Here is a 25,946-nt window from a genome sequence, read left to right as displayed (position 1 = left end):
TAGGAGACGACGAATGGCAGCCACACTTGATTCAAGGGGAGCGCCTCACAGTGCCCCCCGGCCCATGTCCGCGGAGGAAAAGAAGGTCATCTTCGCTTCCTCGCTCGGCACCGTGTTCGAGTGGTACGACTTCTATCTGTACGGCTCGCTCGCGGCGATCATCGCCAAGCAGTTCTTCAGCGGCCTGGATGCGGGCGCGGCCTTCATCTTCGCGCTGCTGGCCTTCGCGGCAGGCTTCCTGGTGCGTCCCTTCGGCGCCATCGTGTTCGGCCGGCTCGGCGACATGATCGGCCGCAAGTACACCTTCCTGGTGACGATCCTGATCATGGGCCTGTCGACCTTCATCGTCGGCTTGCTGCCCAGCTACGCCACCATCGGCGTGGCGGCGCCCGTGATCCTGATCGCGCTGCGCATGCTGCAGGGCCTGGCGCTCGGCGGCGAGTACGGCGGTGCCGCCACCTACGTAGCCGAGCACTCGCCGCACGGCAAGCGCGGTGCCTACACCTCCTGGATCCAGACCACCGCCACGCTCGGCCTGTTCCTGAGCCTGCTGGTGATCCTGGGCGTACGCACCTGGCTCGGCGAGGATGCCTTCGCCGCCTGGGGCTGGCGCGTGCCCTTCCTGGTGTCGATCGCGCTCCTGGCCATCTCGGTGTGGATCCGGCTGTCGCTGTCGGAATCGCCGGCCTTCCAGCGCATGAAGGCCGAGGGCAAGACCTCGAAGGCGCCGCTGGCCGAGTCCTTCGGTGAGTGGAAGAACCTGAAGATCGTGATCCTGGCGCTCGTCGGCCTGACCGCCGGCCAGGCCGTGGTCTGGTACTCGGGCCAGTTCTACGCGCTCTTCTTCCTGACGCAGCAGCTCAAGGTCGATGCCACCAGCGCCAACCTGATGATCGCGGCCGCGCTGCTGATCGGCACGCCCTTCTTCGTGATCTTCGGCACGCTGTCCGACAAGATCGGCCGCAAGCCCATCATCATGGCCGGCTGCCTGCTGGCGGTGGTGACCTACTTCCCGGTCTTCAAGGCCCTGACCACCTACGCCAACCCCGACCTGGCCAAGGCCCAGGCGACCGCCGGCGTGACGGTGACGGCCGATCCGAAGTCCTGCTCCTTCCAGGGCAACCCGGTGGCGCGCGAGATCGACTTCAAGAGCTCCTGCGACATCGCCAAGCGCTACCTGGTGCAGAACTCGGTGAGCTACGACAACATCGAAGGCCCCCCCGGCTCCAAGGCGGTCGTGAAGATCGGCGACAAGACGGTCGAGGCGCCGATCGGCAATGTGGTCAACCACAAGTTCGACGAGGCCTCGGGCAAGGAGATCGCCGCCTTCAAGAAGGGCGTGTCCGATGACCTCAAGGCGGCGGGCTACCCGGCCAAGGCCGATCCGGCGAAGATGAACAAGCTGATGGTCGTGGTGCTGCTGACCTACCTGGTGATCCTGGTCACCATGGTCTACGGCCCGATCGCCGCCATGCTGGTCGAGCTGTTCCCGACCCGCATCCGCTACACCTCGATGAGCCTGCCGTACCACATCGGCAACGGCTGGTTCGGCGGCCTGCTGCCGACCACCGCCTTCGCGATCGTGGCCTCGACCGGCAACATGTACAACGGTCTCTGGTACCCGATCATCATCGCGGGCATGACCCTGGTGGTGGGCACGCTGTTCGTGCGCGAAACCAAGGACGTGGACATCTACGCCAAGGACTGAGAAGGCGATTTCCCGGAGGGCTGCCGTGGCGGTCCTCCGTGTTCAACAAAGAGGCTTCGTGCCATGCTGCGTGTGGCACGAGGCCTTTTTCTTGAACATTTCTTGAACATCCCCCAGGAGACCGACCATGTGGAAAATCGCCGTTGCCTTCGTCGTCTTTGCCGCCATCGCGCTGTTCGTGCTCATGCAGGCGGGGGACAAGGTGGACATGTCGGGGGAAAAGCACGGCGGTGACATCACGCACACGCCGGAGCCCGCTGAGAAGTCGAAGTAGCCCCTGCCGCGTGCCCGCAGCCGTCAGCGCTTGAACCTGCCGTCGCTGATGATGGACAGGTCGGCGAAATCGATGCCCGAGTGGTCCTGCGGCGAGTAGCTGACTTCCAGCCCGCCGCCCAGGTCGAAGTTGCGCAGCCCCTCGAGCGCCGCGATCACCTTGGCGCGGGTGGGCTTGGGCCCTGCGCGGCGCAGGGCCTCGACCAGCACCTTGGCCGAGGCGAAGCCTTCCAGCGCCGCCGGCGAAAGCTCGTTCTGGCCCTTGGCGCGCGCGAGTCCCAGCGCTTCCTTGACCATCGGCTGGCCGATCGAGCGCTCGTTGGGAAAGACCTGGGTGACGATCACGCCGCGGCTGGCGTCGCCCAGCTGCTTGATGAAGCCCGAGGACGCATTGTTGGAGAGCGTGACCACCTGGGCCGCGGAGCCCGCGGCACGCAGCGCCTTCACGCCTTCGACGACGGCGGTTCCGGAGCCGATCCACACGACGGCCTGGGCCTCGGCGGCCGTGATCTTCGGCACGATGGCCGCATAGTCCGGCTTGTCGCGGTCGGCCTGCACGATCGCGGCCGGCTTGGCCTTGCCCTTGTCGAAGCCGGCCATTGCGCCTTCCAGCGCATCCTGGCCGAAGGAGTCGGTGACGTGGACCACCGCGATACGGTTGACGCCGATGGTGAGCAGGTGGGCGACTGCCTTTTCGGCCTCGCGCTGGTAGGAAGAACGCACGTTGAAGACATGCCGCTGCACAGGCTTGTGCAGCACCATGGCGCCTGTGGACGGGCCGATCAGCGCCACGCCGTACTTGTCGAGCCAGGGGATGATGGCCTGCGAATGCGGCGTGCCGCGGCTCATGAAGAGGGCCACGACCTTCTTGTCCTCGATCAGCACGCGCGCGTTCTCGCCGGCCCGCTTGACGTCGAAGCCGTCGTCCATCCGCAGGACTTCGATCTTCTCGCCGTGGATGCCGCCCTGGGCGTTGGCGGCGTCGATCACCAGCTGGGCGCCGGCGATGGTCTCGTTGACGCTGGCCGCCACCGAGCCGGTGATGCCAGCGGTCTGGCCGATCAGGATCTGGGCGGAGGCACCGAGGCTGGCGAGCGCCAGCAGTCCGGCGACGCTGAGCGCGCGCATCTTGTTCATGGGGAATGATTGGGGAGGAGTGGAGGGGAGGAAACGAAAGGGCGCCTATTTGTTACCGAATTGACGCAAAGCCCTTATCCGTGGAAACCCCTGCCCCGTGATCGGCCTTGTGATGCTTTGCACGAAGCCTCGCCGCGGTTCCTAGAATGTCTGCCCCATTCCCAAGGCATTCATGACACAGGGCTCCATCCGGATTCGCGGTGCACGCCAGCACAACCTCCAGAACCTCGACCTCGACATCCGCACCGGCGAAATGACCGTGGTCACCGGCCCGAGCGGCTCGGGCAAGTCGAGCCTGGTGTTCGATACCCTCTACGCCGAAGGCCAGCGCCGCTATGTCGAGACCTTCTCGGCCTATGCGCGGCAATTTCTCGATCGCATGGACAAGCCGGCGGTCGACAAGGTGGAGGGCGTGCCGCCCGCCATCGCCATCGACCAGACCAACCCGGTGCGCTCTTCGCGCTCGACGGTCGGCACGATGACCGAGCTCAACGATCACCTGAAGTTGCTGTATGCCCGGGCCGCGCAGTTGTTCGACCGGGAGACGGCGCTGCCGGTGCGGCATGACACGCCTGATTCCATCTATGCCGAGCTCGTCTCGCGCGCCGCTGCTGCCGGCGACCCGCGCGTGGTGCTCACCTTCCCGGTCGAGCTGCCGGCCGGCACCAGTGCCGACGAGGTCGCGCAGTGGCTGTCGGCCAGCGGCTTCACGCGCGTCCAGGGCGAGCGCGAGGTCGCCACGCCGACCGGTCCGCGCAAGGTGCTGGACGTGGTGGCGGACCGCTTCCGCATGGCGAATGCGGAGCGCGCGCGGGTGATCGAAGCGATCGAGGTGGCGCTCAAGCGCGGCAGCGGCCGCCTGACCGTGCATGCCTTGTCTGCGCAAGAGGGCGCCGATCCGGACGTCTGGAAGTTTTCCACGGGCCTGCACTGCCCGGAGAGCGACATCCGCTATGCGGACCCCATCCCCTCGATGTTCTCCTTCAACTCGGCCGTGGGCGCCTGCGAGACCTGTCGCGGCTTCGGCCGCGTTATCGGCGTGGACCTGGGCCTGGTCATTCCCAACGACAAGCTCACCCTGCGCGCCGGCGCCATCAAGACCATCCAGACCCCCGCCTGGAAGGAAGCGCAGGACGACCTGATGCGCCATGCCGAGGCGGCCGGCATCCCGCGCGACACGCCCTGGAACAAGCTCACGCCCGAGCAGCAGGCCTGGGTGATCGACGGCTCGCCCCATTGGAACGGCAAGTGGAATCAGCAGTGGTATGGCGTGCGGCGCTTCTTCGGCTACCTGGAGAGCAAGGCCTACAAGATGCACATCCGCGTGCTCTTGTCCAAGTACCGCAGCTACACGCCCTGTCCCGTTTGCGCAGGCGCGCGGCTGAAGCTGGAGAGCCTGCTGTGGCGCATCGGCAGCAAGGAGGATGCGGACGCGGTGCTGCCGCCGTCGAAGCGCTTCATGCCGGTGGGCGTGAAGTGGTCGCGCGGGCAGCTCGAGGCATTGCCGGGCCTGTGCCTGCATGACCTGATGCTGCTGCCGATCGAGCGGTTGCGGCAGTTCTTCGACGGCATGAACGAGGCACCCTCCCCCTCTGGGGGAGGGCAGGGGAGGGGGCATACGGCGCGTGCACAGGCCCCGAGCCCCCATCCCAGCCTTCCCCCAGAGGGGGAAGGAGTAAGGCATGGCGAAGCGCAGGCCCTCAAGCTCCTCTTCGAGGAGATCACCACCCGTCTGCGCTACCTGCACGACGTCGGCATCGGCTACCTCACACTCGACCGCCAGAGCCGCACCCTGAGCGGCGGCGAGGTGCAGCGCATCAACCTGACGACCGCGCTGGGCACCTCGCTGGTCAACACCCTGTTCGTTCTGGACGAGCCCAGCATCGGCCTGCATCCGCGCGACATGAACCGCATCACCGAGGCCATGCTGCGCCTGCGCGACGCCGGCAACACGCTGGTGGTGGTGGAGCACGACCCGGCCGTGATGCTGGCCGCCGACCGCGTGATCGACATGGGGCCGGGCCCCGGCGCGCGCGGCGGACGGATCGTGTTCGACGGCAGCACCGGCGACCTGCGCAGCGCTGACACGCTGACCGGCCAGTACCTGGGCGGACGCAAGCAGATCGGCATGGGCTTCAAGCGCATGGTGAGCGACAACACGCCGCGCCTGGTGCTCGAGGGCGTGCGCGAGCACAACCTGCAGGGCATCAGCGTCGAGTTCCCGCTCGCGCGGCTGGTGTGCGTGACCGGCGTCAGCGGCTCCGGCAAGTCCACCCTGATCCAGGACGTGCTGGCGCCCGCGCTGATGCGGCATTTCGGCAAGGCCACCGAGACACCGGGCGCGCACGACCGGCTGCTCGGGGCCGAGCAGCTCGGCGAAGTGGTCTTCGTCGACCAGTCGCCGATCGGCAAGACGGCACGCTCCAATCCGGCGAGCTACGTCGGCGCATGGGATGCGGTCCGCGAGATCTTCGCCACCGCGGCGCTGTCGAAGCAGCGCGGCTACACCGCCTCGAAGTTCAGCTTCAACAGCGGCGACGGGCGCTGCCCCACCTGCGGTGGCTCCGGCTTCGAGCATGTGGAGATGCAGTTCCTGTCGGACGTGTACCTGCGCTGCCCGGACTGCGACGGCAAGCGCTACCGCCCAGAGATCCTGGAGGTGAAGATCGAGCGCGGCGGGCGCAACCACAACGTCGCCGACATCCTCGAGCTCACCGTGGCGGAGGCGGCTGCCCTGTTCGCGGAGGACCGCGAGGTGCTGCGCACGCTGCAGCCAATCGTCGACGTGGGCCTGGATTACGTGAAGCTGGGCCAGCCGGTGCCCACGCTCTCCGGCGGCGAGGCGCAGCGGCTCAAGCTTGCGGGCTTCCTGGCCGAGGCGGCGAAGAACGCCAGCGCCAGCAAGCAGCCGCTGGCGCGCAAGGGCACGCTGTTCCTGTTCGACGAGCCGACCACCGGGCTGCATTTCGACGACATCGCGCGGCTGATGCGCGCGCTGCGCAAGCTGCTCGATGCCGGCCATTCGCTGATCGTGATCGAGCACAACCTCGACGTCATCCGCGCCAGCGACTGGATCATCGACCTCGGCCCCGAGGGCGGCGAGGGCGGCGGCCAGGTGGTGGCGGTGGGCACGCCCGAGCAGGTGCGCGAGAACCGCGCCTCGCTGACCGGCGCGGCGCTGGTCGACTACGAGCTGGCCATCGGCCCCGGCGCCTACAAGGTGGCCGAGCGCGCCGCCCGCGCCTACGCGGCGAACGCCCAGCCGGCGCCGGGCCGCGATGCGGTGCAGATCGTCCATGCCCGCGAGCACAACCTCAAGAACCTGTCGGTGGACATCCCGCGCGGCAAGTTCAGCGTGGTGACCGGCGTCAGCGGCTCGGGCAAGTCCACGCTGGCCTTCGACATCCTGTTCAACGAGGGGCAGCGGCGCTATCTCGAATCGCTCAACGCGTATGCGCGCAGCATCGTGCAGCCGGCCGGGCGGCCGGAGGTGGATGCGGTCTACGGCATCCCGCCCACGGTGGCGATCGAGCAGCGGCTTTCCCGCGGCGGGCGCAAGAGCACGGTGGGCACCACCACCGAGGTCTGGCATTTCCTGCGCCTGTTGTACGTGAAGCTGGGCGTGCAGCACTGCGTGCACGACGGGGCGGCGGTGCAGCCGCAGACGCCGGACAGCATCGCGGCGCAGCTGCTGAAGAACTTCCGCGGCCAGCACGTCGGCCTGCTGGCGCCGCTGGTGAGCAACCGCAAGGGCGTCTACACCGAGCTGGCCGACTGGGCGCGGCCGCGCGGCTTCACCCATTTGCGGGTGGACGGCGAGTTCCTGCCGACCACCGGCTTTCCGCGCATCGACCGCTTCAAGGAGCACACCATCGAGCTGCCGGTGGCCAGCCTGGACGTGGAGCCGGACAAGGAGGCCGAGCTGCGCGAGGCGCTGGCGCGGGCGCTGGAGCACGGCAAGGGCGTGGTGCACGTGCTGAGCGAGCTGACGGGATTGCGCGGCGCCATGATGGCCGGTGCGCCCACGGCCGGCATCGGCCGTGTCCATGTCTTCTCCACGCTGCGCGCCTGCCCGGTGTGCAGCACCAGCTACGCGGAGCTGGACCCGCGCCTGTTCTCCTACAACAGCAAGCATGGCTGGTGCCCGGACTGCGTGGGGACCGGCGTCAAGCTGACCAAGGAGCAGCGCAAGGTCTACGACGACTCGACGATGGCTGAGGACAACCGCGGGCGCGAACAGACCTTCGCCGAGCCCGAGGCGGAGGACGTGGGGGACGTGGCCTGTCCGACCTGCCAGGGGACGCGCCTGAACCCGACCGCGCGGGCGGTGCTCTTCGGCGCCGGCGGCGAAGGGGGCATCGGCATCACCCAACTGGCCCGCATGAGCGTGACCGACATCCGCATCTGGTTCGACCGCATCGCGCTGACCGGCCGCCAGGCCGAGATCGCCCGCGACCTGGTGCCCGAGATCCGGAGCCGCCTCGAATTCCTCGAGGAGGTGGGCCTGGGCTACCTCACGCTGGACCGCGGCGCGCCCACGCTCTCGGGCGGGGAGGCCCAGCGCATCCGGCTCGCGGCGCAGCTGGGCAGCAACCTGCAGGGCGTGTGCTACGTGCTGGACGAGCCCACCATCGGCCTGCATGCGCGCGACAACCGCATCCTGCTGGATGCGCTGCACAAGCTTGGCGAGAAGGGCAACACGCTGGTGGTGGTGGAACACGACGAGGACACCATCCGGCGCGCGGATCACATCATCGACATCGGCCCGAGCGCGGGCAAGCGCGGCGGGCGGCTGGTGGCGCAGGGCATGGTGGCCGACCTGGAGGCTGCACATGAGTCCCAGACCGGCCGCTACCTGCGCGATGCGATCCGGCATCCGCTGCAGCCGCGCCGCCCGGTACCGGCGCCCGAGCCCGGCGCGCCCGACTGGCTCACCGTGCGCGGCGCCAGCCTGCACAACCTTCAGCAGGTCACGGTTTCGCTGCCGTTGCATCGCCTGGTGGCCGTGACCGGCGTCAGCGGTTCCGGCAAGTCCACGCTGGCGCGCGACGTGCTGCTGGCCAACGTGCATGCGATCGTCGTGCAGCGCATGACCAAGGCGGGCCGCGATGCCGATGCCGCGGGCAAGCGCCCGGCCTGGGCGGGCTGCGCCGCCGTGGAGGGCTACGAGACCATCGACCGCGTGCTCGAGGTCGACCAGACGCCCATCGGCAAGACGCCGCGCAGCTGTCCCGCGACCTACATCGGCTTCTGGGACACCATCCGCAAGCTGTTCGCCGACACCCTGGAAGCCAAGGCGCGCGGCTATGGCCCGGGCCGCTTCAGCTTCAACACCGGCGAGGGCCGCTGCCCGGGCTGCGAGGGCGCGGGCGTGCGCACGATCGAGATGAGCTTCCTGCCCGACGTCAAGGTGCCCTGCGAGGTCTGCCACGGCGCGCGCTTCAACCCCGAGACGCTGGCCGTGAGCTGGCGCGGCAAGAGCATCGGCGACGTGCTGCAGATGGAGGTGGACGAGGCGGTGGAGTTCTTCGCCTCCATGCCCAACATCAGCCATCCGCTGCAGCTGCTCAAGGACGTGGGGCTGGGCTATCTCACGCTGGGCCAGCCCTCGCCCACGCTTTCGGGCGGCGAGGCGCAGCGCATCAAGCTGGTGACCGAGCTCTCCAAGGTGCGCGACGACGTCACGCGCCGCGGCAACAAGGCGCCGCACACGCTCTACGTGCTGGACGAGCCCACGGTGGGCCTGCACATGGCCGATGTCGAGAAGCTGATCCACGTGCTGCACCGCCTGGTGAACGGGGGGCACAGCGTGGTGGTGATCGAGCATGACCTCGACGTGATCGCCGAGGCCGACTGGCTGATCGACCTCGGTCCCGAGGGCGGCGACGGCGGCGGCCGCGTGGTGGCGGCCGCGCCGCCGGAGGAGGTGGTGCGCCTGCGCACCCACACCGGCGTGGCGCTGGCGCCGGTGCTGGCGCGTGGCGCCGGCCGCCACGAGGTGCTGCAGCTTCCCGTGCAGCCTGCACTGGCCGAACCGCGCCCGGTCCGCAGGGAAGCCTGATGCGCACCGTCTACAACGCGCAGCACGTGCTGCACCAGGGCAAGGTGGAGATGTTCCGCGGCGAGCTGGTGCCCTGCTTCGAGGTGCCCTCGCGCGCCGACTACGTGCTGGCGGCGCTGAAGCGCCGCGGACTCGGGCCGGTGGAGGAGCCGCGCGAGCCCGACCTGGCGGTGCTGGCGCGGGTCCATGCGCCGCGCTATCTCGAATTCCTGGCCGGCGCCTGGGACGAATGGGTCGCGCTGGATCCTGCCAATGCGCAGCGCGATGCGCTGCCTTCCTGCTGGCCGATCCGCAGCTTCCGCCACGACGTGCTGCCTGCCAGCTTCGCGGCGCGCATGGGCCTCTTTTCCTACGATGCGGGCACGCCGCTCACCAGTGGCACCTGGGCGGCCGCGCGCGCCGGCGCCGGCTGCGCGCTGGCCGCGGCCGGCCACGTGCTGCGGGGCGAGCGCGCCGCCTTCGCCTTGACGCGCCCGCCAGGCCACCACGCCGGCGTGGATTTCTTCGGCGGCTACTGCTTCCTGAACAACGCCGCGATCGCGGCGCAGGCGCTGCGCGATGCGGGCGTCGAGCGCGTGGCGGTGCTGGACATCGACTACCACCACGGCAACGGCACGCAGGCGATCTTCTACGAGCGCGCCGACGTGCAGTTCACCAGCCTCCACGGCGACCCGCACACCGAATACCCCTATTACCTGGGCTATGCGGACGAGCAGGGTGCTGGCGCCGGGCTGGGCTTCAACCGCAACCTGCCGCTGCCGCGCGGCACCGGCTTCGAGCGCTGGCGCGAGGCGCTGCGGGAGGCGCTGCGCGGCATCGCCGACTTCCGGCCGGGCGCGCTGGTGGTGTCGCTCGGGCTCGACACCTTCGAGGGCGACCCCATCGCCGGCTTCCGTCTGGCCACGCCCGACTACCTGCGCATCGGCGAGGACCTGGCGGGTGCCGGCCTGCCCACCGTGTTTGTCTTCGAGGGCGGCTACGCGGTGGAGGCGGTGGGCATCAACGCGGTGAACGTGCTCGACGGCTTCATGCACCGCGCGGGCTGACGCCGCGGCGACAGGCCGGGGGTCTGTCCGGATTGCCCCGGCGGGCGCGGGCGCGGCCAAATGACGGCCTTTGCTGTCCTGGAGCCTTCCATGTTTCGTCGTTCCCTTCTGTGCGCCGCTGTGCTAGGCCTGACCGTTTCCCTCGCACACGCCCAGGCCTTTCCCGCCAAGCCGATCAAGCTGGTGATCGCCTTCCCGGCCGGCGGGCCCACCGACATCACCATGCGGCAGCTGGCCGACAACGCCTCAAAGATCATCGGCCAGCCGATCGTGGTCGAGAACAAGCCCGGAGCCGGCGGCACGCTGCCGGCGCAGGCGCTGCAGACGGCGCCGGCCGACGGCTACACCGTCGGCCAGATCCCGCTGGGCGTCTTCCGCCTGCCCTACACCACCAAGATCAACTGGGACCCGGTGAAGGACATCAACTACGTGATCAACGTCACCGGCTACGCCTTCGGTATCGTCGTGCCGGCCGACAGTCCCTTCAAGACGTGGAAGGACTTCGTCGCCTATGCCAAGGCCAATCCCGGCAAGCTGACCTACGGCTCGACCGGCACCCTGACCAGCCCCCACCTCACGACCGAGCTGATCGCGCAGCAGGCCGGCATCGAGCTGCAGCATGTGCCGTACAAGGGCAGCGCCGACCTGATGCTGGCGGTGATCAGCGGCCAGTTGATGGCCGCGGCCGACAGCACCGGCTTCGCGCCGCAGGTGGAGGCCGGCAAGCTGCGCGTGCTGAACACCTGGGGCGAGAAGCGGCTGGCCAAGTTCCCCGACGCGCCGACGCTGAAGGAACTGGGCTACGACATCGTGCAGAACTCGCCCTTCGGCATCGGTGCGCCGAAGGGCACGCCGCCGGAGGTCGTGAAGAAGCTGCACGACGCCTTCAAGCAGGCGATGGAGGAGCCCAGCTACGTGGCCGCCCTGGGGCGCTACGACATGCTGCCCAACTACCTGAGCTCGGCCGACTACACGAAGTTTGCCCAGACCACCTTCGCGCGCGAGAAGGCGCTGATCGAGAAGCTGGGGCTGGCCAAGCCGCAATGAGTGCAGAGGGCAGGCGTCAGCCCAGCTCGAAGGTGGTGACGCCGTAGATCCGCTGCAGCTCGACGGCGGGCGCCGGGCCCGCGTACATGCGGGCGGTCTCGAAGACGCTGCGGAGGCCCTGGGCCTGTGCCAATGCCACGGCGGCCGCGTTGGGAAGGGGCACGTCGAGGTAGACGGCGTCGCCCGCGGGCACGCGGGCGCACAGTGCAGCGTACAGGGCGTCGGCGATCCCGCGGCCGTCGGCCACCAGCGGGCCGATCTTGTGGCCCTCGCGGCAGCGGCGGATCAGGCCCCAGCCTGCCAGGCGGCCGTCCTCCATCCAGGCCACGCCCGCGGCCTCGGGCATCGCGATCCATTGGCGCAGAAAGGCTGCGCGCGGGGCAGGGAAGACGCGGCGGTCGTCGGTGCACAGCGCGGCGAAGTCGACCGAGGCGAGCGCCACGATCTGCGACGGCGTGGCAGATGCGGCTTCGCGCGCCGTGCCGGCAAAGCGCGCGTTGTTCCAGGCCAGCACAAAGCCGCTCTTGCGGTAGTTGTCCTGCTGCGCCGGCACGCCGTCGAGGCCGACCACCCTGCCCGACAGGCGTGCCATCCCGGCCTGCCACAACTGCAGCCCGACGCCGCGCCCACGCCAGGCCGGCTGCACGATGTACAGGCCGATGAAGCCGAGCTGTCCCGCATAGGAGACCGCGGAGATGCAGCCCACCGCCTCGCCCTCGCGCTCGGCGACGAGAAAGCCATCGGGATCGGCCGCGTGGAAGCACGCGGCGTCGTGCAGGCCGGGATTCCAGCCTTCGCGCGCCGCCCACTCGATGGCGAGCGCGACTTCGCCGGGGCGCATGGTTCGGATGCGGCAGTCCATGCGCGGCATTGTGGCGCCACAGGCGGCTTGCAATCACCGCGGCGAGCCCCACGTCAAACAGATACCCCGCAGGAACTGCCAATGAACGAATCGCTGCACGTCGTCTGCCCGCATTGCCACACCACCAACCGCGTGCGCAGCGCGCAGATGGGAAGCGCACCGGATTGCGGCAACTGCCACCAGCCGCTCTTCACCGGCCACTCGACGGCGCTGGATGCCGCCGCCTTCGATCGCCATGTCGGCCGCAACGAGATCCCGGTGCTGGTGGATTTCTGGGCCCCCTGGTGCGGGCCCTGTCGCCAAATGGCGCCTGGCTTCGAGCAGGCGGCGGCCCAGCTGGAGCCGCAGGTCCGGCTGGCCAAGGTCGACACCGAGGCCGTGCCGGGCCTCGGCGCGCGCTTCAACATCCGCAGCATCCCGACGCTGGCGTTGTTCCAGGGCGGTCGCGAGATCGCACGCCAGGCCGGTGCGATGGGCGCGGCGGACATCGTGCGGTGGGTGCGGTCGCACCTGCGCTGAGCTGGGGATGTGTGCGGCGTACGTGGCATGCGTCACGGGGGGGGGCATGGCGTGCGGCGAGTCCGATGTAAACCGATGTAAAAATCAACTTCTTCGAAGGGGGAAGTCTCAATGTCGGTCTATCCACGTCGGTGCGCGTCGCTGCGCAAGATCCTGGCGCTCGCCTGCCTCGTCTTTTCCATGGGCGCCGCGCTCGCACAGGCGCCGACCGCGCCCGCGGAGCAGGGCGAACTCCCCACCCACAAGTGGGTGGTGCCGCCGCCCAACTGGGCGCCGGAGGCCTACTTCAGCAACCTGAAGGATGGCGCCACGCTGGAATCGCCCTTCGTCGCGCGATTCGGGCTCTCGATGCGCGGCATCGTGCCCGCCGGGCACAGCGCGGGCCATGCGGGCCACCATCACCTTCTGATCAACCAGCCTCTGCCCCTGGACTTCCGCAAGCCGCTGCCCTTTACCGAGCAGTACATCCATTTCGGCAAGGGCCAGATGGAAACGGTGGTGGACCTGCCGCCGGGCAGCTACACGCTGCGCCTGGTGCTGGCCGACCAGGGGCACATCCCATTTTTCGTGTACAGCAAGCCGCTGCGGTTCATGGTCAGCAAGCAGAACAAGGGCGTCGCGCCGGCCAGCCTGCTGGGCACGCCGCGCATCGAGATGCTGAGTCCGGCGGACAAGAGCGCGCAGGTCCCGCCGCTGCGCATCCAGCTGCATGCGAGCGGCTACAACGTCGCGCATGCGGCGCCGAAGCTGGCGGAAACGGGCCACTTCCGGCTCGTGCTGGAGCGGCCGGGGCAAAAGGCCGAGCTGATCGAGCTCGACGGCGGCCAGACCGAACTCTGGCTCCACCCGCCCAAGGGCAGCTACACAGCGCGGGCCGAGTTCGTCAACAACGGCGACGGCCGGACCATGGCGGGCACGAAGCCGGTCGCCTTCAGCGTGCCCTGAAGATCCTTCGCTTCAAGCGCGGGCCTGGAGGATGGCGGCCGCCACCTCGGCGAAGCCCGCGCCGCGCTCGCTGGGCGCCACGTAGCGCGGCAGGTGCGACAGCGCACTCTCGAAGCGGCGCACGTTGGCCACCCCGATGCTGTGCGCGAAATGCTCGAACATCAGCGCATCGTTGGTGGAGTCGCCCACGTAGGCCCAGTGCTGCATTTCGTCGCCGAGCTGCCGGCCCCAGAGCTCGCGCACGATCCAGCGCGCGCCTTCGAGCTTGTTGTGGTCGCCGTACCAGCCGTTGACGTGGATGCTGCTGACCGTGGCATGCATGCCTTCGCCGCGCATCAGCGCGACCACCTGCGCGATGGTGGCGTCGTCCAGCCGGGTGAACTCGCTGTGGTCGACGGCAATGTCGCACTCGCGCCCCGCGGAGTCGGTTGCGCGGCGCGCGCCAGGGATCTCGCGCTCGACGCGCGCCAGCACCGCCTGCATGCGTTCGAAGTTGTGCGCGCGCGTCACGGCGTCCTGCTGGTAGCGCTTCTCGACCGCACCCTTGGCGGTGCGCACCAGGGCCACGGCGCCGTTCTCGGCCACGATCGCATCCACCGGCCAGACCGCCGCGAAGGGCTCGCTCCAGCCGACCGGCCGTCCGGTGATGGCGACCCGCGCGAGGCCGGCGGCCCGCAGGGCGCCCAGCGCGTCGAGCACATCGGACGTGACCGCGCCCTCGGTGGTCAGCGTGTCGTCGATGTCGGTGAACACGCCCACCAGGTCGCGACGCGCCGCAGGCGGCCATTGCGAGAGGGGCTGCATCAGCCGGCCGTCTGCAGCGCCAGGCCCGCATGCTCGCGCAGCGGATGGAAATGGATCTTGGGGAAGCGCTCCTGCGCCAGCCGCACGTCGTAGGGCGAGGTGCACAGGTAGGCCAGCGTGTCGGCCGCATCGCGCGCCATGCGGGCAGGGTAGGCGTCGGTGAAGGCGCGCAGCTCGGCCGGCGTGTCGGCGGTGATCCAGCGCGCGCCGGTGTACTGGCAGCCCTCCAGCCTCACATCGGCGTCGTATTCGGTCTTCAGCCGATGCTGCACCACTTCGAACTGCAACTGGCCCACGGCGCCCAGCAGCATGGGGCCGCCCACCTCGGGCCGGAACACCTGGATCGCGCCTTCCTCGCCCAACTGGGCCAGGCCTTGCTGCAACTGCTTGGTGCGCAGCGGGTTCTTCAGGATCACGGTCATGAACAGCTCGGGCGCGAAGAAGGGCAGGCCGGTGAACTGCAGCGAGGCGCCGTCGGTGATGGTGTCGCCCAGCTGCACGCCGCCATGGGTGGTGAAGCCGACGATGTCACCGGCGTAGGCCTCTTCCACCGCCTCGCGGCGCTGGCTCATGAAGGTGACCACGCTGGTCGGGCGCAGCTCCTTGGCGGTGCGCTGCACTTTCAGCTTCATGCCCGGCGTGTACTTGCCCGAGGCCATGCGCACGAAGGCGATGCGGTCGCGGTGGTTGGCATCCATGTTGGCCTGCACCTTGAACACCACGCCGGCGAAATCCTTGTCGTCGGGCAGGATCTCGCGCACCACCGGCTGGCGGTTGACCAGCGTGGTGCTGATGCGCGGCTGCGGCGGCGGTGCCAGGTCGACCAGGGCGTCCAGCACCTCCATCACGCCGAAGTTGTTGACGCCGGAGCCGAAGAACACGGGCGTCTGCTTGCCGGCCAGGAAGGCCTCGCGGTCCCAGGCGGGGGAGGCGCCGGTGGCGAGCTCCATGCTCTCCGTCGCGGTCTCGAACTCGTGGCCGAAGCGCTTCTGCAGCGTGCCGCCGTCGGACAGGGGGATGGTCTCGAAGTCCTGCGGCAGGCGCTCGCTGCCCGACTCGAACACCGTCATCGCCTGGGTGCGCAGGTTGATGATGCCGCCGAAACTCTTGCCCTGGCCCACCGGCCAGGTCATGGGCACGCAGGGCATGCCCAGTTCGCGCTCGATCTCGTCGAGCAGCTCCAGCGGCTCGCGCACCTCGCGGTCCATCTTGTTGACGAAGGTGATGATGGGCGTGTCGCGCTGGCGGCAGACCTCGATCAGGCGCCGGGTCTGCGCCTCCACGCCGTTGGCTGCGTCGATCACCATCAGGGCCGAGTCGACCGCGGTCAGCACGCGGTAGGTGTCTTCCGAAAAGTCCTTGTGGCCGGGGGTGTCGAGCAGGTTGATCACGTGCTCGCGGTAGGCCATCTGCATCACCGAGCTGGCCACCGAGATGCCGCGCTGCTTCTCGATCTCCATCCAGTCGGAGGTAGCGTGCCGCGAGGCCTTGCGCGCCTTCACCGAGCCGGCGATCTGGATCGCGCCGGAGAACAGCAGCAGCTTCTCGGTCAGCGTGGTCTTGCCGGCGTCCGGGTGGGAAATGATCGCGAAGGTGCGGCGGCGGCGGGTTTCGGAGGCGAAGGACATGGAAAGGCGCGGAGATCGAAGGCGGCCGCGGCGGCCGGCCGAACCGGCGATTATCGTTGCCGGTGGCATCCGGGCGCCGCTCAGGTAAAATTCGCCGCTTCCGAGGAGCGTTGCAGCGCCATCAGGCGTGAGGCTCGGACCCCATCGCAACCACGCTCACCCGCTGTTCTCGCGGTGAGTCTTCGACCCCGACCCAGCCCGACCCAGCGGCATTTTCAAACTTTGTTTTGGAGCCAAACATGAGCGCTGTTCTCAAATCCGCCGCCGACCAGGCGATCGCCGACATCTCCCTGGCCGCCTGGGGCCGCAAGGAAATCCGCATCGCGGAAACCGAAATGCCCGGCCTGATGGCCATCCGCGACGAGTACGCCAAGAGCCAGCCCCTGAAGGGCGCGCGCATCACCGGCTCGCTGCACATGACGATCCAGACCGCGGTGCTGATCGAGACCTTGCAGGCGCTGGGCGCCACCGTGCGCTGGGCCTCCTGCAACATCTTCTCGACGCAGGACCATGCCGCCGCAGCCATCGCCGCGACCGACACGCCGGTCTTCGCGATCAAGGGCGAGTCGCTGGAAGACTACTGGGACTACACCCACCGCATCTTCGACTTCGGCCCCAAGGGCACGGCCGGCGAAGGCCCGAACATGATCCTGGACGACGGCGGCGATGCCACGCTGCTCATGCACCTGGGCCAGAAGGCCGAGAAGGACCAGGGCGTGTTGGCCAACCCGACCAGCGAGGAAGAGCGCATCCTCTACGCCGCGATCAAGGCCAAGCTGGCCGTCGATCCCACCTGGTACACCCGCAAGTCGGCCGAGATCATCGGCGTGACCGAGGAAACCACCACCGGCGTGCATCGCCTCAACGAAATGGCCGCCAAGGGCACGCTGCTGTTCCGCGCCATCAACGTGAACGACTCGGTGACCAAGAGCAAGTTCGACAACCTGTACGGCTGCCGCGAGTCGCTGGTGGACGGCATCAAGCGTGCCACCGACGTGATGATCGCCGGCAAGGTGGCCTGCGTGGCCGGCTACGGTGACGTGGGCAAGGGCTCGGCCCAGGCCCTGCGCGCGCTGAGCGCCCAGGTGTGGGTGACCGAGATCGACCCCATCAACGCGCTGCAGGCCGCGATGGAAGGCTACCGCGTCGTGACGATGGAATATGCGGCCGACAAGGCCGACATCTTCGTCACCACCACCGGCAACAAGGACGTCATCACGCACGCCCACATGGCCGCGATGAAGGACCAGGCGATCGTCTGCAACATCGGCCACTTCGACAACGAGATCGAGGTCGCCTCGCTCGAGAAGTACGAGTGGGAGGAGATCAAGCCGCAGGTCGACCACGTGATCTTCCCGGATGGCAAACGCATCATCCTGCTGGCCAAGGGCCGGCTGGTGAACCTGGGCTGCGGCACGGGCCACCCGAGCTACGTGATGAGCTCCTCCTTCGCCAACCAGACCATCGCGCAGATCGAGCTCTTCACCAAGCCCGACGTGTACCAGGCCGGCAAGGTCTATGTGCTGCCCAAGCACCTGGACGAAAAGGTCGCGCGCCTGCAGCTGTCCAAGCTCGGCGCCCAGCTCACGGTGCTGACCGACGCCCAGGCCGCCTACATCGGCGTGGACAAGAACGGCCCCTACAAGCCGGACACCTACCGCTACTGATCGGACCGCGCAGCCGTGCGCGCCGACCAGTTGCTCGTCGAACGCGGCCTGGCCGCCTCGCGCTCGCAGGCCTCGCGGCTGATCGCGGGCGGGCTGCGCTGGCGCGACGGCATGAGCTGGCGCACGGTGGGCAAGAACGGTGAAGAGGTGCCACCGGATGCCGAGCTCGAGCTGCTCGATGCAGCCGAGGCACGCTACGTCTCGCGCGGAGGACTCAAGCTCGAGGGCGCGCTGGCCGTTGCCGGCATCCACGTGAAGGGCAAGCGCTGCCTCGACGTCGGCCAGTCCACCGGCGGCTTTACCGACTGCCTGCTGCAGCAGGGGGCCCGCCACGTGGTGGGCGTGGACGTGGGGCATGGGCAACTGCATGCGCGGCTGCGCGGCGATGCGCGCGTGACCGCCCTCGAAGGCGTGAATGCGCGTGCGCTCGACGCCTCGATCTTGAGCGGCGCGCCGGGCGCGGAGGCTCCGTTCGACCTGATCGTGGGCGACCTGTCCTTCATTTCGCTGACCCTGGTGCTGGCGTCGCTGCTACCCTTGCTCGCAAGCCAGGGTGAGCTTCTGATGCTGGTCAAGCCTCAATTCGAGCTGCAGCCGGCGCAGATCGGCAAGGGCGGCATCGTGCGCGATGCCGCGCTCTACCCGGTGGTCGAGCAACGTCTGCGCACGGCCTGCGAGGTGCTCGGCCTGCAGGTGCGGGGCTGGTTCGACAGCCCGATCGCGGGCGGCGACGGCAACCGCGAATTCTTCATTCATGCCGCTCTCGCGAGCGGAACACCAGGAGCCGGCCGTGCGCCTTCCGTTGAGCTTTGAGTTCTTTCCGCCCAAGACGCCTGAAGGCGTGGTCAAGCTGCGCGCCGTGCGCCAGCAGCTGTATGCGCATCAACCCGAGTTCTGCTCGGTGACCTACGGCGCCGGCGGTTCCACGCAGGCCGGCACCTTCGGCGCGGTGCGCGAGATCCTGGAGGAAGGGGTCGACGCGGCCTGTCACTTCTCCTGCATCGGCGCCACCCGCAGCACGGTGCGCGAGCAGCTGGCGGCGCTGAAGGCCATGGGCGTCAAGCGCCTGGTCGCGCTGCGCGGCGACCTGCCCAGCGGCTACGGCATGGGCGGCGAGTTCCACTACGCGAGCGACCTGGTGGCCTTCATCCGCGAAGAGACCGGTCGCGACTTCCATATCGAGGTGGCCTGCTATCCGGAGGTGCATCCCCAGGCACGCTCGCCCGAAGCCGACCTGCAGGCCTTCGCGGCCAAGGTGCGCGCCGGGGCCGACTCGGCGATCACGCAGTACTTCTTCAGCCCCGAGGCCTACTTCCGCTTCGTGGACGAGGCACGCAAGCTCGGCCTGGACACGCCGATCGTGCCGGGCATCATGCCGATCACCAGTTCCACGCAGCTGATGCGCTTCTCCGATGCCTGCGGCGCCGAGATCCCGCGCTGGATCCGGCTGCGGCTGCAGGGCTTCGGCGATGACACCGCCTCCATCAAGGCCTTTGGCCTGGACGTGGTGACGGACCTCTGCGAGCGCCTGCGCGCGGGCGGGGCGCACGCGCTGCACTTCTACACCATGAACCAGTCGGTGGCGACGCTCGCGTTGCTGGATCGGCTGGGCTGGGGCGGATGAGCGGGCGCCGGCTCGCGGAAAGGCTGGGGCTGGTGGTGGCGGCGGCCGCGCTGGCTGCCTGTACGACGCAGCCCAAGCCGCCGGATCCGGCGAACGAAGTGCCCGGCACCGGCCTGCGTCCCCTGACACGCCAGCCTGCGCTGCCGGCCGGTGCACCGCCGCGGTCGCAGGTGCCCTCGGTGCGCTACGACCTCGCGATCTCCGGCACGGCGGAGGACGACGGCATCCCGGGTGACTCGGGGCCGAGCGAGATCTTCGAGCGCGGCGGCGCTTCCTGGTACGGCATCCAGTTCCACCAGCGCAAGACCGCCAACGGCGAACGCTTCGACATGACGGCCTTGACCGCCGCGCACAAGACGCTGCCCTTCAACACCCGCGTCTGCGTGCGCAGCCTGGTCAACGGGCGAGAGGTGCTGGTGCGCATCAACGACCGTGGCCCCTATGCGTCCGGGCGGATCATCGACCTGAGCCGGGCCGCGGCAGATGCGCTGGGCATGCTGGGGCTCGGGATCAAGCAGGTGGCGCTCTCCATCGTGAACAAGAACAGCACGCGCTGCGGCGACACGGTGCTCGACGCGGACGCGCTCGATGCGGCGCCGCCTGAAGCGGCAGCCGCCAGGCCGGCCAAGCAGCTCGCGCCCCGGCGCACCCGCGAAGTGCCGCCGCGGCTGCGGCGCTGATCAGGCGCCGGCGTCGAGCGAGAAGGACGCGTGGCGGTCCTGCGCGAGGCGCTGGGCCATCAGCGGCAGCGCGGCCTCGAGTTGCGCCTTGAGCGTGTAGGGCGGGTTGATCAGGAACATGCCGCTGGCCGGCAGGCCCGGACGATGCTGGGCGCCGGCGGCGTCCGTCACGATCTTGCTCGACTTGACCGTGAGCGTCGCATGCAGCCAGGGCTTGCCGGCCTTGGTCGCCAGCGTCTTGAGGCGGCGCGGCAGATCGTGTGCCTCCGGCCGCGGAATGATCGGGTGCCAGACCGCATAGCTCCCGGTGGCGAAGCGCTTGAGCGCTGCGCCGATGAAGTCGAGCACGCGCGCGTAGTCGCTCTTGATCTCGTAGCTCGGATCGCACAGCACCAGGGCCCGGCGCGAGGGCGGTGGCAGGAACTTGGTGGCGCTGCCGAAGCCATCGTCGCGCAGCACCGCGATCTGGCGCCCGGCCTCCAATTGGGCGATGTTCGCGGCGAGCGTGCGCGCATCGGTGGGATGCAGTTCGAAGAGCTTGAGCTTGTCCTGCTCGCGCAGCAGGTGATGGGTGATGAAGGGCGAGCCGGGGTAGATGCGCGCGCCGCCCTTGGGATTGAAATCCCGTACCACTGCCAGGTAGCGTGCCAGCGCTTCGGCCACCGGTGCTGCGTCGGGCTGGGCTTCCGGCGACAGCAGGCGCAGCACCCCTTCGGCCGCCTCCCCGCTGGTGCCCGCGTAGTCGCCGTCGAGCCGGTAAAGCCCGGCGCCGGCGTGGGTGTCGACCACGGTGAGCGCGGTTTCTTTTTCCAGCAGGTGGTCGAGCACGGCGATCAACACCGTGTGCTTGAGCACGTCGGCGTGATTGCCGGCATGGAAGGCATGGCGGTAGCTGAACATGAGGAATAGTGCCTGGAAGAAGAATGGGTTACGGCTAGACTCTCGCGCCGTTACAACCAATGACTGAGGGATCGAGGAATGCGAGGAGCCAGCTGGAGATTCTGGGGCCTGTGCGCGTGCGCGGGCATGTTGTCTATTCTGACCGGCTGTGCCTCCGTCACACACGGCACCACGCAGGCGATCAAGATCGAGACGCTCACGCCGGCCGGCCGGGTGATCGAGGGCGCCGAATGCAGGCTGGCCAACGACAAGAGCGAGGCCATGACGCTGTCCGGCCAGAGCGTGCCGGTCAAACGGTCGGGCGGCAATCTCTCGATCCACTGCACGCACGACGGCCAGGCACCCGCGGGCGGGCAGGCGGTGTCGCGCGTGAATGGGGGCATGGTGGGCAACATCATCCTTGGCGGGCTGATCGGCGTGGCCGTCGATGCCAGCAACGGCTCGGGTTTCAACTACCCGAGCTGGATGCAACTGGTCTTCGGCGAGCAGCGCTATTTCGACCGCAGCGCCCAGCAGGGCGACCAAGCCCTGGCGGGGGTCAAGCTCGGCACGACCGAAGTGGCGGCAGCGGCGCCTACGCCGGCAACGGTGCCCCGAAAGGATGCGGAGCGCGAGGCCGAGCGCGTTGCCGCCCCGGCGGTGGCAGCCGCTCCAGTGGCTCCAGCGGCTGCGCCGGAACCCGTTCCGGTCGCGCGCGCGTCCGCCGCGCCCACAGCAGCGAGTCCGGCGTCGCCCGTCCGGGTCTCGCTGGACGATCTCAACGCATTGCTGCCGGCCAAGCCGTGAGCGCCGCGTTCATCCGGGCGGGGCTGCTGGCCATCGCCATGGCCGCAGGCAGCGCGCAGGCGCTTGAACCCGAAGTCCTGTTTGCCAAGGCGTCGCCCGGCGTCTGGACCGTGCGCACCTTCGACGCACAGGCGCGCCCGCTGGGCGGCGGCAGCGCCGTCGTGGTGGCGCCGGGCCGGCTGGTCACCAATTGCCATGTGCTGGCGAAGGCGAGCGGCTTCGTGATCCACCGGGAAAACGTCAGCTACGAAGCCGTGCTCGAATACCCCGACGTCGAGCGCGACCTGTGCCAGATCAAGGTGGCCAACTTCCGCGAGCCGCCCGTGCCGTTCGCGCCGGCGGGCTCCGAGCGCGTGGGACAGCGGGTCTATGCCATCGGCAGTCCGCGAGGGCTGGAGAACACGTTGAGCGAAGGTATTCTTTCCGGCCTGCGTGGCGGCGAGGACGGCCGCCTGCTGCAGACCACAGCCGCGCTCTCGGCGGGCTCCAGCGGCGGCGGCTTGTTCGACAGCGAAGGGCGTCTGCTCGGCATCACCACCTTCGGCGCGCGCGACCCTGGCAACCTGAACTTCGCGGTGCCGGCCGAGTTACTGGCGGAGGTCCCCGCCCGTGCCCAGGCGGCGCTGGCGCAGCGGCCGGCCGCCGAAGCCCGGTTGGCGGGCGTGCGCGGGCCGGCCGATCCGCTGCGCACCGGCGACATCCTCGAGTACGTGCGCACCGACCGGTTGACCGGCAACAAGTCCACGTTCGTCTACCGGCTGGATCGCATTGCCGGCGACGAGCTGTTCTTCAACATGGGCGGCCGCGTTGAGAAGGCGGACGGCCAGGTGGTGTCCGTGACATCCCCGGTCGGCGGGATGTTCGACGCCTCGTCACCGCCGGGCGGCTGGGTGCGCAAGGACGTGAAGCCCGGGATGCGCTGGCACCTGGACTACGTGGCGAGCGCGGGGGACAAATGGCGCCACGAGCTGGATGCCGTGGTCACCGGGGAGCGGTCGATGCGGGTGGATGGTGTCGACCTGAGGGTGTTCCAGATCGTCTACAGCGGGTGGATCTACGCCTCCTACGGTACCGGGGCTTCCCCGGTCGGCACCCGCTTCGAGGGGGCCGCCTGGTATTCCAACGAGCTGCGCCGGGTCGTGCGCTTCGAGGCGGAGCACCGGCGTGGGAACGCCAGTGCCACCAACGAGGCGATCGAGCTGGTGCGCGTGCTTCGCTGACGCCTGCGGGGCGATTTGCCTGACTTGCCCCGAATTTCATATAATCGCGGGCTTCGCAGCGCTTTAGTGGTCCCGCGGCGAAGTCCATCTTCCCACCTAAGAGGTTCCCGAAAGAGGAACACCGACCGTGGAAAAGGGCCCGCCAAACCTCTTTCCTGCCAGGAAAACTCATGACCAAAACGTTCAGCGCGAAACCCGCTGACGTGACGCACGAGTGGTTTGTGATTGACGCGACCGACAAGGTCCTCGGACGAGTAGCCAGCGAAGTTGCTCTCCGTTTGCGCGGCAAACACAAGGCCATTTACACGCCTCACGTCGATACCGGCGACTACATCGTCGTCATCAATGCAGCCCAGCTGCGTGTCACCGGCGCCAAGCCGCTCGACAAGGTGTACTACCGCCATTCGGGCTACCCGGGCGGCATCACCGCCACCAATTTCCGCGACATGCAAGCCAAGCATCCGGGCCGCGCCCTGGAAAAGGCCGTCAAGGGCATGCTGCCCAAGGGTCCGCTGGGCTACGCCATGATCAAGAAGCTCAAGGTGTACGGCGGCGGCGAGCATCCGCACACCGCCCAACAGCCCAAAGCGCTGGAAATCTAAGGAGCTTCCGAATGATTGGTGAATGGAACAATGGCACCGGCCGTCGCAAATCGAGCGTCGCCCGCGTGTTTCTGAAAAAAGGCTCCGGCAAGATCACGGTCAACGGCAAGGACATCACCGAGTTCTTCGGCCGTGAAACCTCGATCATGATTGCCAAGCAGCCCCTGTACCTGACCGACAACGTCGAGACCTTCGACATCATGGTCAACGTGGCTGGCGGCGGCGAATCGGGCCAGGCCGGCGCGACCCGCCACGGTATCACCCGTGCGCTGATCGACTATGACGCCTCGCTCAAGCCCGTGCTGAGCCAGGCCGGCTTCGTGACCCGCGACGCCCGCGAAGTGGAACGGAAGAAGGTCGGTCTGCATTCCGCACGCCGCCGCAAGCAGTTCTCGAAACGCTGACCGGTCGCCCGAGCCTTTTGGGCTTGTTGCTCGCACTGTCAAAAAGCCGCCTCCGGGCGGCTTTTTGGTTATTGCAGTAGCATTTGTTTCTTGGCCGCTGCGTTCGGCCTCCCCACAGGAGTTTCCATCCATGAGTGCCGTCGCCGACAACGTTCAAACCCAGATGCCCGACCCGATCGTCTTCACCGACAGTGCGGCCGCCAAGGTGGCTGACCTGATCGCCGAAGAGGGCAACCCCGATCTCAAGCTGCGCGTCTTCGTCCAGGGCGGCGGCTGCTCGGGCTTCCAGTACGGCTTCACCTTCGACGAGATCGTGAACGAGGACGACACGACCATGACCAAGAACGGCGTGTCCCTGCTGATCGACGCCATGAGCTACCAGTACCTCGTCGGCGCCGAGATCGACTACAAGGAAGACCTCCAGGGCGCCCAGTTCGTGATCAAGAACCCCAACGCCACGAGCACCTGCGGGTGTGGATCCAGCTTCTCGGCCTGAGGGCCTGAGCCTCCTGCGAAAGCCGCCTTCGGGCGGCTTTCTCGTTCATGAGCACCACCTTCTCCACGCGCAAGAGCCTGCTGTGGCTCGTGGCCGTCGGCTTCTTCATGCAGACGCTGGACGCCACCATCATCAACACGGCCCTGCCCGCCATGGCCGCCAGCCTGGGCGAGAGCCCGCTGCGCATGCAGTCGGTGGTGGTGGCCTATTCGCTCACGATGGCCATGCTGATCCCTGCCTCGGGCTGGATCGCCGATCGCTTCGGTACCCGGCGCGTGTTCTTCGCCGCCATTGTCCTCTTCGTGATCGGCTCGGTGGCCTGCGCGCTGTCGCGCGGTATCGGGCCACTGGTGGCGGCGCGCGTGCTGCAGGGGATGGGCGGTGCCTTGCTGCTGCCGGTGGGCCGCTTGGCGTTGCTGCGCACGGTGCCGCGCGCCGAATTCCTGGCGGCGATGAGTTTCGTGGCGATCCCGGGGCTGATCGGCCCGCTGCTCGGCCCCACCCTTGGTGGCTGGCTGGTGCAGTACGCGTCCTGGCACTGGATCTTCCTGATCAACGTGCCTGTGGGGCTGGCCGGCTGCATCGCCACCCTGCGGCTGATGCCGGACCTGCGCGCCGTGCTGCAGCGCCCCTTCGACGGCGCCGGCTACGCGATGCTGGCCTTCGGCATGGTCGCGATCTCGCTTGCCCTGGATGGCGTCTCGGGCCTCGGCCTGCGTGAAGCCGGCGTGCTGCTGCTGCTGGTCTTCGGTTTTGCGAGCATCACCGCCTACTGGCTGCATGCGCTGCGGCGCACCGATCCGCTCTTCGATCCGTCGCTCTTCGGCATTCCCACGCTCAGCATCGGCCTGCTCGGCAACCTGTTCTCGCGCCTGGGCAGCGGCTGCATGCCGTTCCTGATCCCGCTGCTGCTGCAGGTGTCGATGGGCTACACGCCGCTTCGGGCGGGACTCATGATGCTGCCGATCGCGCTGGCCGGCGTGGCGATGAAGCGGGTGGCCACGCCGCTGATCACGCGCTTCGGCTACCGCCGGGTGCTGGTGGTCAACACCTCGCTGGTCGGGCTCACGATGGCCAGCTTCGGGCTGGCCGCGCCGGAGCAGCCCGTGGCGCTGCACATCCTGCAGCTCGTCGCCTTCGGCGCGGTCAATTCGCTCCAGTTCACCGCCATGAACACGGTGACGCTGCGCGACCTCGACCAGGACATGGCCAGCAGCGGCAACAGCCTGTTGTCGATGGTGCAGATGCTGGCGATGAGCCTGGGCGTGGCCGCCGCCAGTGCGGTGCTGGCCGGCTACGGCGAGGTGTTCGGCCACGCGAGCACGCTGGCGACGCTGCATGCCTTCCAGGCCACTTTTGCCAGCATGGGACTGATCACGGTGGCTTCGGCGCTGATCTTCTGGCACCTGCCGCCGCATGCGCGCGCGGTGCAGCCCGAGCAGCCCGAGGTCTCGGGCCAACACTAGACATCATGGTCGCTCGATAGGTCAGCGAGGGGCTCGTCTCCGGTATCGTGGATTGCGCACTTTGGTGCGCC

General features: G+C 68.5%; 22 protein-coding genes and 1 riboswitch. Of the genes, 17 read left to right on the top strand and 5 right to left on the bottom strand.

What is annotated here, in order from left to right:
- Positions 1-13: 13 nt before the first annotated feature.
- Positions 14-1,708 (top strand): MFS transporter, encoded by a 1,695-nt coding sequence (locus A8M77_RS22440; RefSeq protein ID WP_086923726.1) that lies wholly within the window; start codon positions 14-16, stop codon positions 1,706-1,708.
- A gap of 127 nt (positions 1,709-1,835) precedes the next feature.
- A complete protein-coding gene (locus A8M77_RS36485; RefSeq protein ID WP_192871658.1) occupies positions 1,836-1,982 on the top strand; it encodes a hypothetical protein in 147 nt (48 codons plus the stop codon).
- A 23-nt stretch (positions 1,983-2,005) separates the two neighbouring features.
- On the opposite strand, the gene A8M77_RS22435 is transcribed toward A8M77_RS36485, so the two are convergent.
- Positions 2,006-3,118, bottom strand: coding sequence for an ABC transporter substrate-binding protein (locus A8M77_RS22435; RefSeq protein WP_086923725.1), 1,113 nt, complete (start codon positions 3,116-3,118; stop codon positions 2,006-2,008).
- Between the two features lie 172 nt (positions 3,119-3,290).
- On the opposite strand from A8M77_RS22435, the gene uvrA reads away from it, so the two are divergent.
- The 3 genes from uvrA (at position 3,291) to A8M77_RS22420 (ending at position 11,272) form a co-directional block, all read left to right on the top strand.
- Entirely contained in the window at positions 3,291-9,179 is a 5,889-nt protein-coding gene (gene uvrA / locus A8M77_RS22430; RefSeq protein ID WP_238136923.1) for an excinuclease ABC subunit UvrA, read from the top strand.
- On the top strand, positions 9,179-10,225 hold the full coding sequence (locus tag A8M77_RS22425; protein ID WP_086923724.1) for a histone deacetylase family protein: 1,047 nt from the start codon (positions 9,179-9,181) through the stop codon (positions 10,223-10,225). The genes uvrA and A8M77_RS22425 overlap by 1 nt, the downstream gene beginning before the upstream one ends.
- 90 nt (positions 10,226-10,315) lie before the next feature.
- The gene (locus tag A8M77_RS22420) at positions 10,316-11,272 is read left to right on the top strand and encodes a Bug family tripartite tricarboxylate transporter substrate binding protein (RefSeq protein WP_086923723.1); all 957 of its coding nucleotides are present in this window, start codon (positions 10,316-10,318) and stop codon (positions 11,270-11,272) included.
- Between the two features lie 16 nt (positions 11,273-11,288).
- Here the strand turns inward: A8M77_RS22420 and A8M77_RS22415 are convergent, their stop codons facing one another.
- Positions 11,289-12,134 (bottom strand): GNAT family N-acetyltransferase, encoded by an 846-nt coding sequence (locus tag A8M77_RS22415; RefSeq protein ID WP_086923785.1) that lies wholly within the window; start codon positions 12,132-12,134, stop codon positions 11,289-11,291.
- Between the two features lie 81 nt (positions 12,135-12,215).
- Here A8M77_RS22415 and trxC point away from each other — a divergent pair, with 81 nt between their 5' ends.
- Positions 12,216-12,653: a thioredoxin TrxC gene (trxC, locus tag A8M77_RS22410; protein ID WP_086923722.1), complete on the top strand. Its 438-nt coding sequence runs from the start codon at positions 12,216-12,218 to the stop codon at positions 12,651-12,653.
- A 111-nt stretch (positions 12,654-12,764) separates the two neighbouring features.
- Complete coding sequence (locus A8M77_RS22405) at positions 12,765-13,598, top strand: DUF4399 domain-containing protein (RefSeq protein WP_086923721.1); 834 nt, start codon at positions 12,765-12,767, stop codon at positions 13,596-13,598.
- Between the two features lie 12 nt (positions 13,599-13,610).
- Here A8M77_RS22405 and A8M77_RS22400 read toward each other — a convergent pair whose 3' ends face one another.
- Positions 13,611-14,402, bottom strand: a complete 792-nt coding sequence (locus A8M77_RS22400; protein WP_086923720.1) for an HAD-IIB family hydrolase — start codon at positions 14,400-14,402, stop codon at positions 13,611-13,613.
- Complete coding sequence (locus A8M77_RS22395) at positions 14,402-16,030, bottom strand: peptide chain release factor 3 (RefSeq protein WP_086923719.1); 1,629 nt, start codon at positions 16,028-16,030, stop codon at positions 14,402-14,404. Before A8M77_RS22395 ends, A8M77_RS22400 begins: the two co-directional genes overlap by 1 nt.
- 97 nt (positions 16,031-16,127) lie before the next feature.
- A riboswitch (S-adenosyl-L-homocysteine riboswitch) is annotated at positions 16,128-16,195 on the top strand.
- Between the two features lie 74 nt (positions 16,196-16,269).
- Between A8M77_RS22395 and ahcY the strand changes: the two genes are divergently transcribed.
- From ahcY to A8M77_RS22375, 4 genes are read left to right on the top strand one after another with little or no spacing between them, the layout of a single operon-like run.
- The gene (gene ahcY / locus A8M77_RS22390) at positions 16,270-17,697 is read left to right on the top strand and encodes an adenosylhomocysteinase (RefSeq protein ID WP_086923718.1); all 1,428 of its coding nucleotides are present in this window, start codon (positions 16,270-16,272) and stop codon (positions 17,695-17,697) included.
- Positions 17,698-17,712: 15 nt separating this feature from the next.
- Positions 17,713-18,510 carry a TlyA family RNA methyltransferase gene (locus A8M77_RS22385; RefSeq protein ID WP_086923717.1) on the top strand — a complete coding sequence of 266 codons (798 nt, stop codon included), beginning with the start codon at positions 17,713-17,715 and terminating at the stop codon, positions 18,508-18,510.
- Positions 18,488-19,321, top strand: a complete 834-nt coding sequence (metF, locus tag A8M77_RS22380; RefSeq protein WP_086923716.1) for a methylenetetrahydrofolate reductase [NAD(P)H] — start codon at positions 18,488-18,490, stop codon at positions 19,319-19,321. Before A8M77_RS22385 ends, metF begins: the two co-directional genes overlap by 23 nt.
- Entirely contained in the window at positions 19,318-20,001 is a 684-nt protein-coding gene (locus A8M77_RS22375) for a septal ring lytic transglycosylase RlpA family protein (protein ID WP_086923715.1), read from the top strand. Before metF ends, A8M77_RS22375 begins: the two co-directional genes overlap by 4 nt.
- Here the strand turns inward: A8M77_RS22375 and A8M77_RS22370 are convergent, their stop codons facing one another.
- Positions 20,002-20,901 carry a 23S rRNA (adenine(2030)-N(6))-methyltransferase RlmJ gene (locus tag A8M77_RS22370; RefSeq protein WP_086923714.1) on the bottom strand — a complete coding sequence of 300 codons (900 nt, stop codon included), beginning with the start codon at positions 20,899-20,901 and terminating at the stop codon, positions 20,002-20,004.
- 126 nt (positions 20,902-21,027) lie between these two features.
- Here A8M77_RS22370 and A8M77_RS22365 point away from each other — a divergent pair, with 126 nt between their 5' ends.
- The 6 genes from A8M77_RS22365 to mdtD all read left to right on the top strand — a co-directional run bounded on the left by A8M77_RS22365 (position 21,028) and on the right by mdtD (position 25,875).
- Positions 21,028-21,687 carry a hypothetical protein gene (locus A8M77_RS22365; protein WP_086923713.1) on the top strand — a complete coding sequence of 220 codons (660 nt, stop codon included), beginning with the start codon at positions 21,028-21,030 and terminating at the stop codon, positions 21,685-21,687.
- The gene (locus tag A8M77_RS22360) at positions 21,684-22,907 is read left to right on the top strand and encodes a S1C family serine protease (RefSeq protein ID WP_086923712.1); all 1,224 of its coding nucleotides are present in this window, start codon (positions 21,684-21,686) and stop codon (positions 22,905-22,907) included. The genes A8M77_RS22365 and A8M77_RS22360 overlap by 4 nt, the downstream gene beginning before the upstream one ends.
- Positions 22,908-23,077: 170 nt before the next feature.
- Positions 23,078-23,509 carry a 50S ribosomal protein L13 gene (gene rplM / locus A8M77_RS22355; RefSeq protein WP_086923711.1) on the top strand — a complete coding sequence of 144 codons (432 nt, stop codon included), beginning with the start codon at positions 23,078-23,080 and terminating at the stop codon, positions 23,507-23,509.
- 11 nt (positions 23,510-23,520) lie between these two features.
- Positions 23,521-23,913, top strand: a complete 393-nt coding sequence (gene rpsI / locus A8M77_RS22350) for a 30S ribosomal protein S9 (protein WP_086923710.1) — start codon at positions 23,521-23,523, stop codon at positions 23,911-23,913.
- 130 nt (positions 23,914-24,043) lie between these two features.
- Positions 24,044-24,409, top strand: a complete 366-nt coding sequence (gene erpA / locus A8M77_RS22345) for an iron-sulfur cluster insertion protein ErpA (RefSeq protein WP_086923709.1) — start codon at positions 24,044-24,046, stop codon at positions 24,407-24,409.
- A gap of 47 nt (positions 24,410-24,456) precedes the next feature.
- On the top strand, positions 24,457-25,875 hold the full coding sequence (mdtD, locus tag A8M77_RS22340; protein ID WP_086923708.1) for a multidrug transporter subunit MdtD: 1,419 nt from the start codon (positions 24,457-24,459) through the stop codon (positions 25,873-25,875).
- Positions 25,876-25,946 lie beyond the last annotated feature (71 nt).

This window comes from Variovorax sp. JS1663, from assembly GCF_002157355.1.
Lineage (GTDB): Bacteria > Pseudomonadota > Gammaproteobacteria > Burkholderiales > Burkholderiaceae_C > Variovorax.
This window is presented reverse-complemented; position numbering and strand designations above follow the sequence as displayed.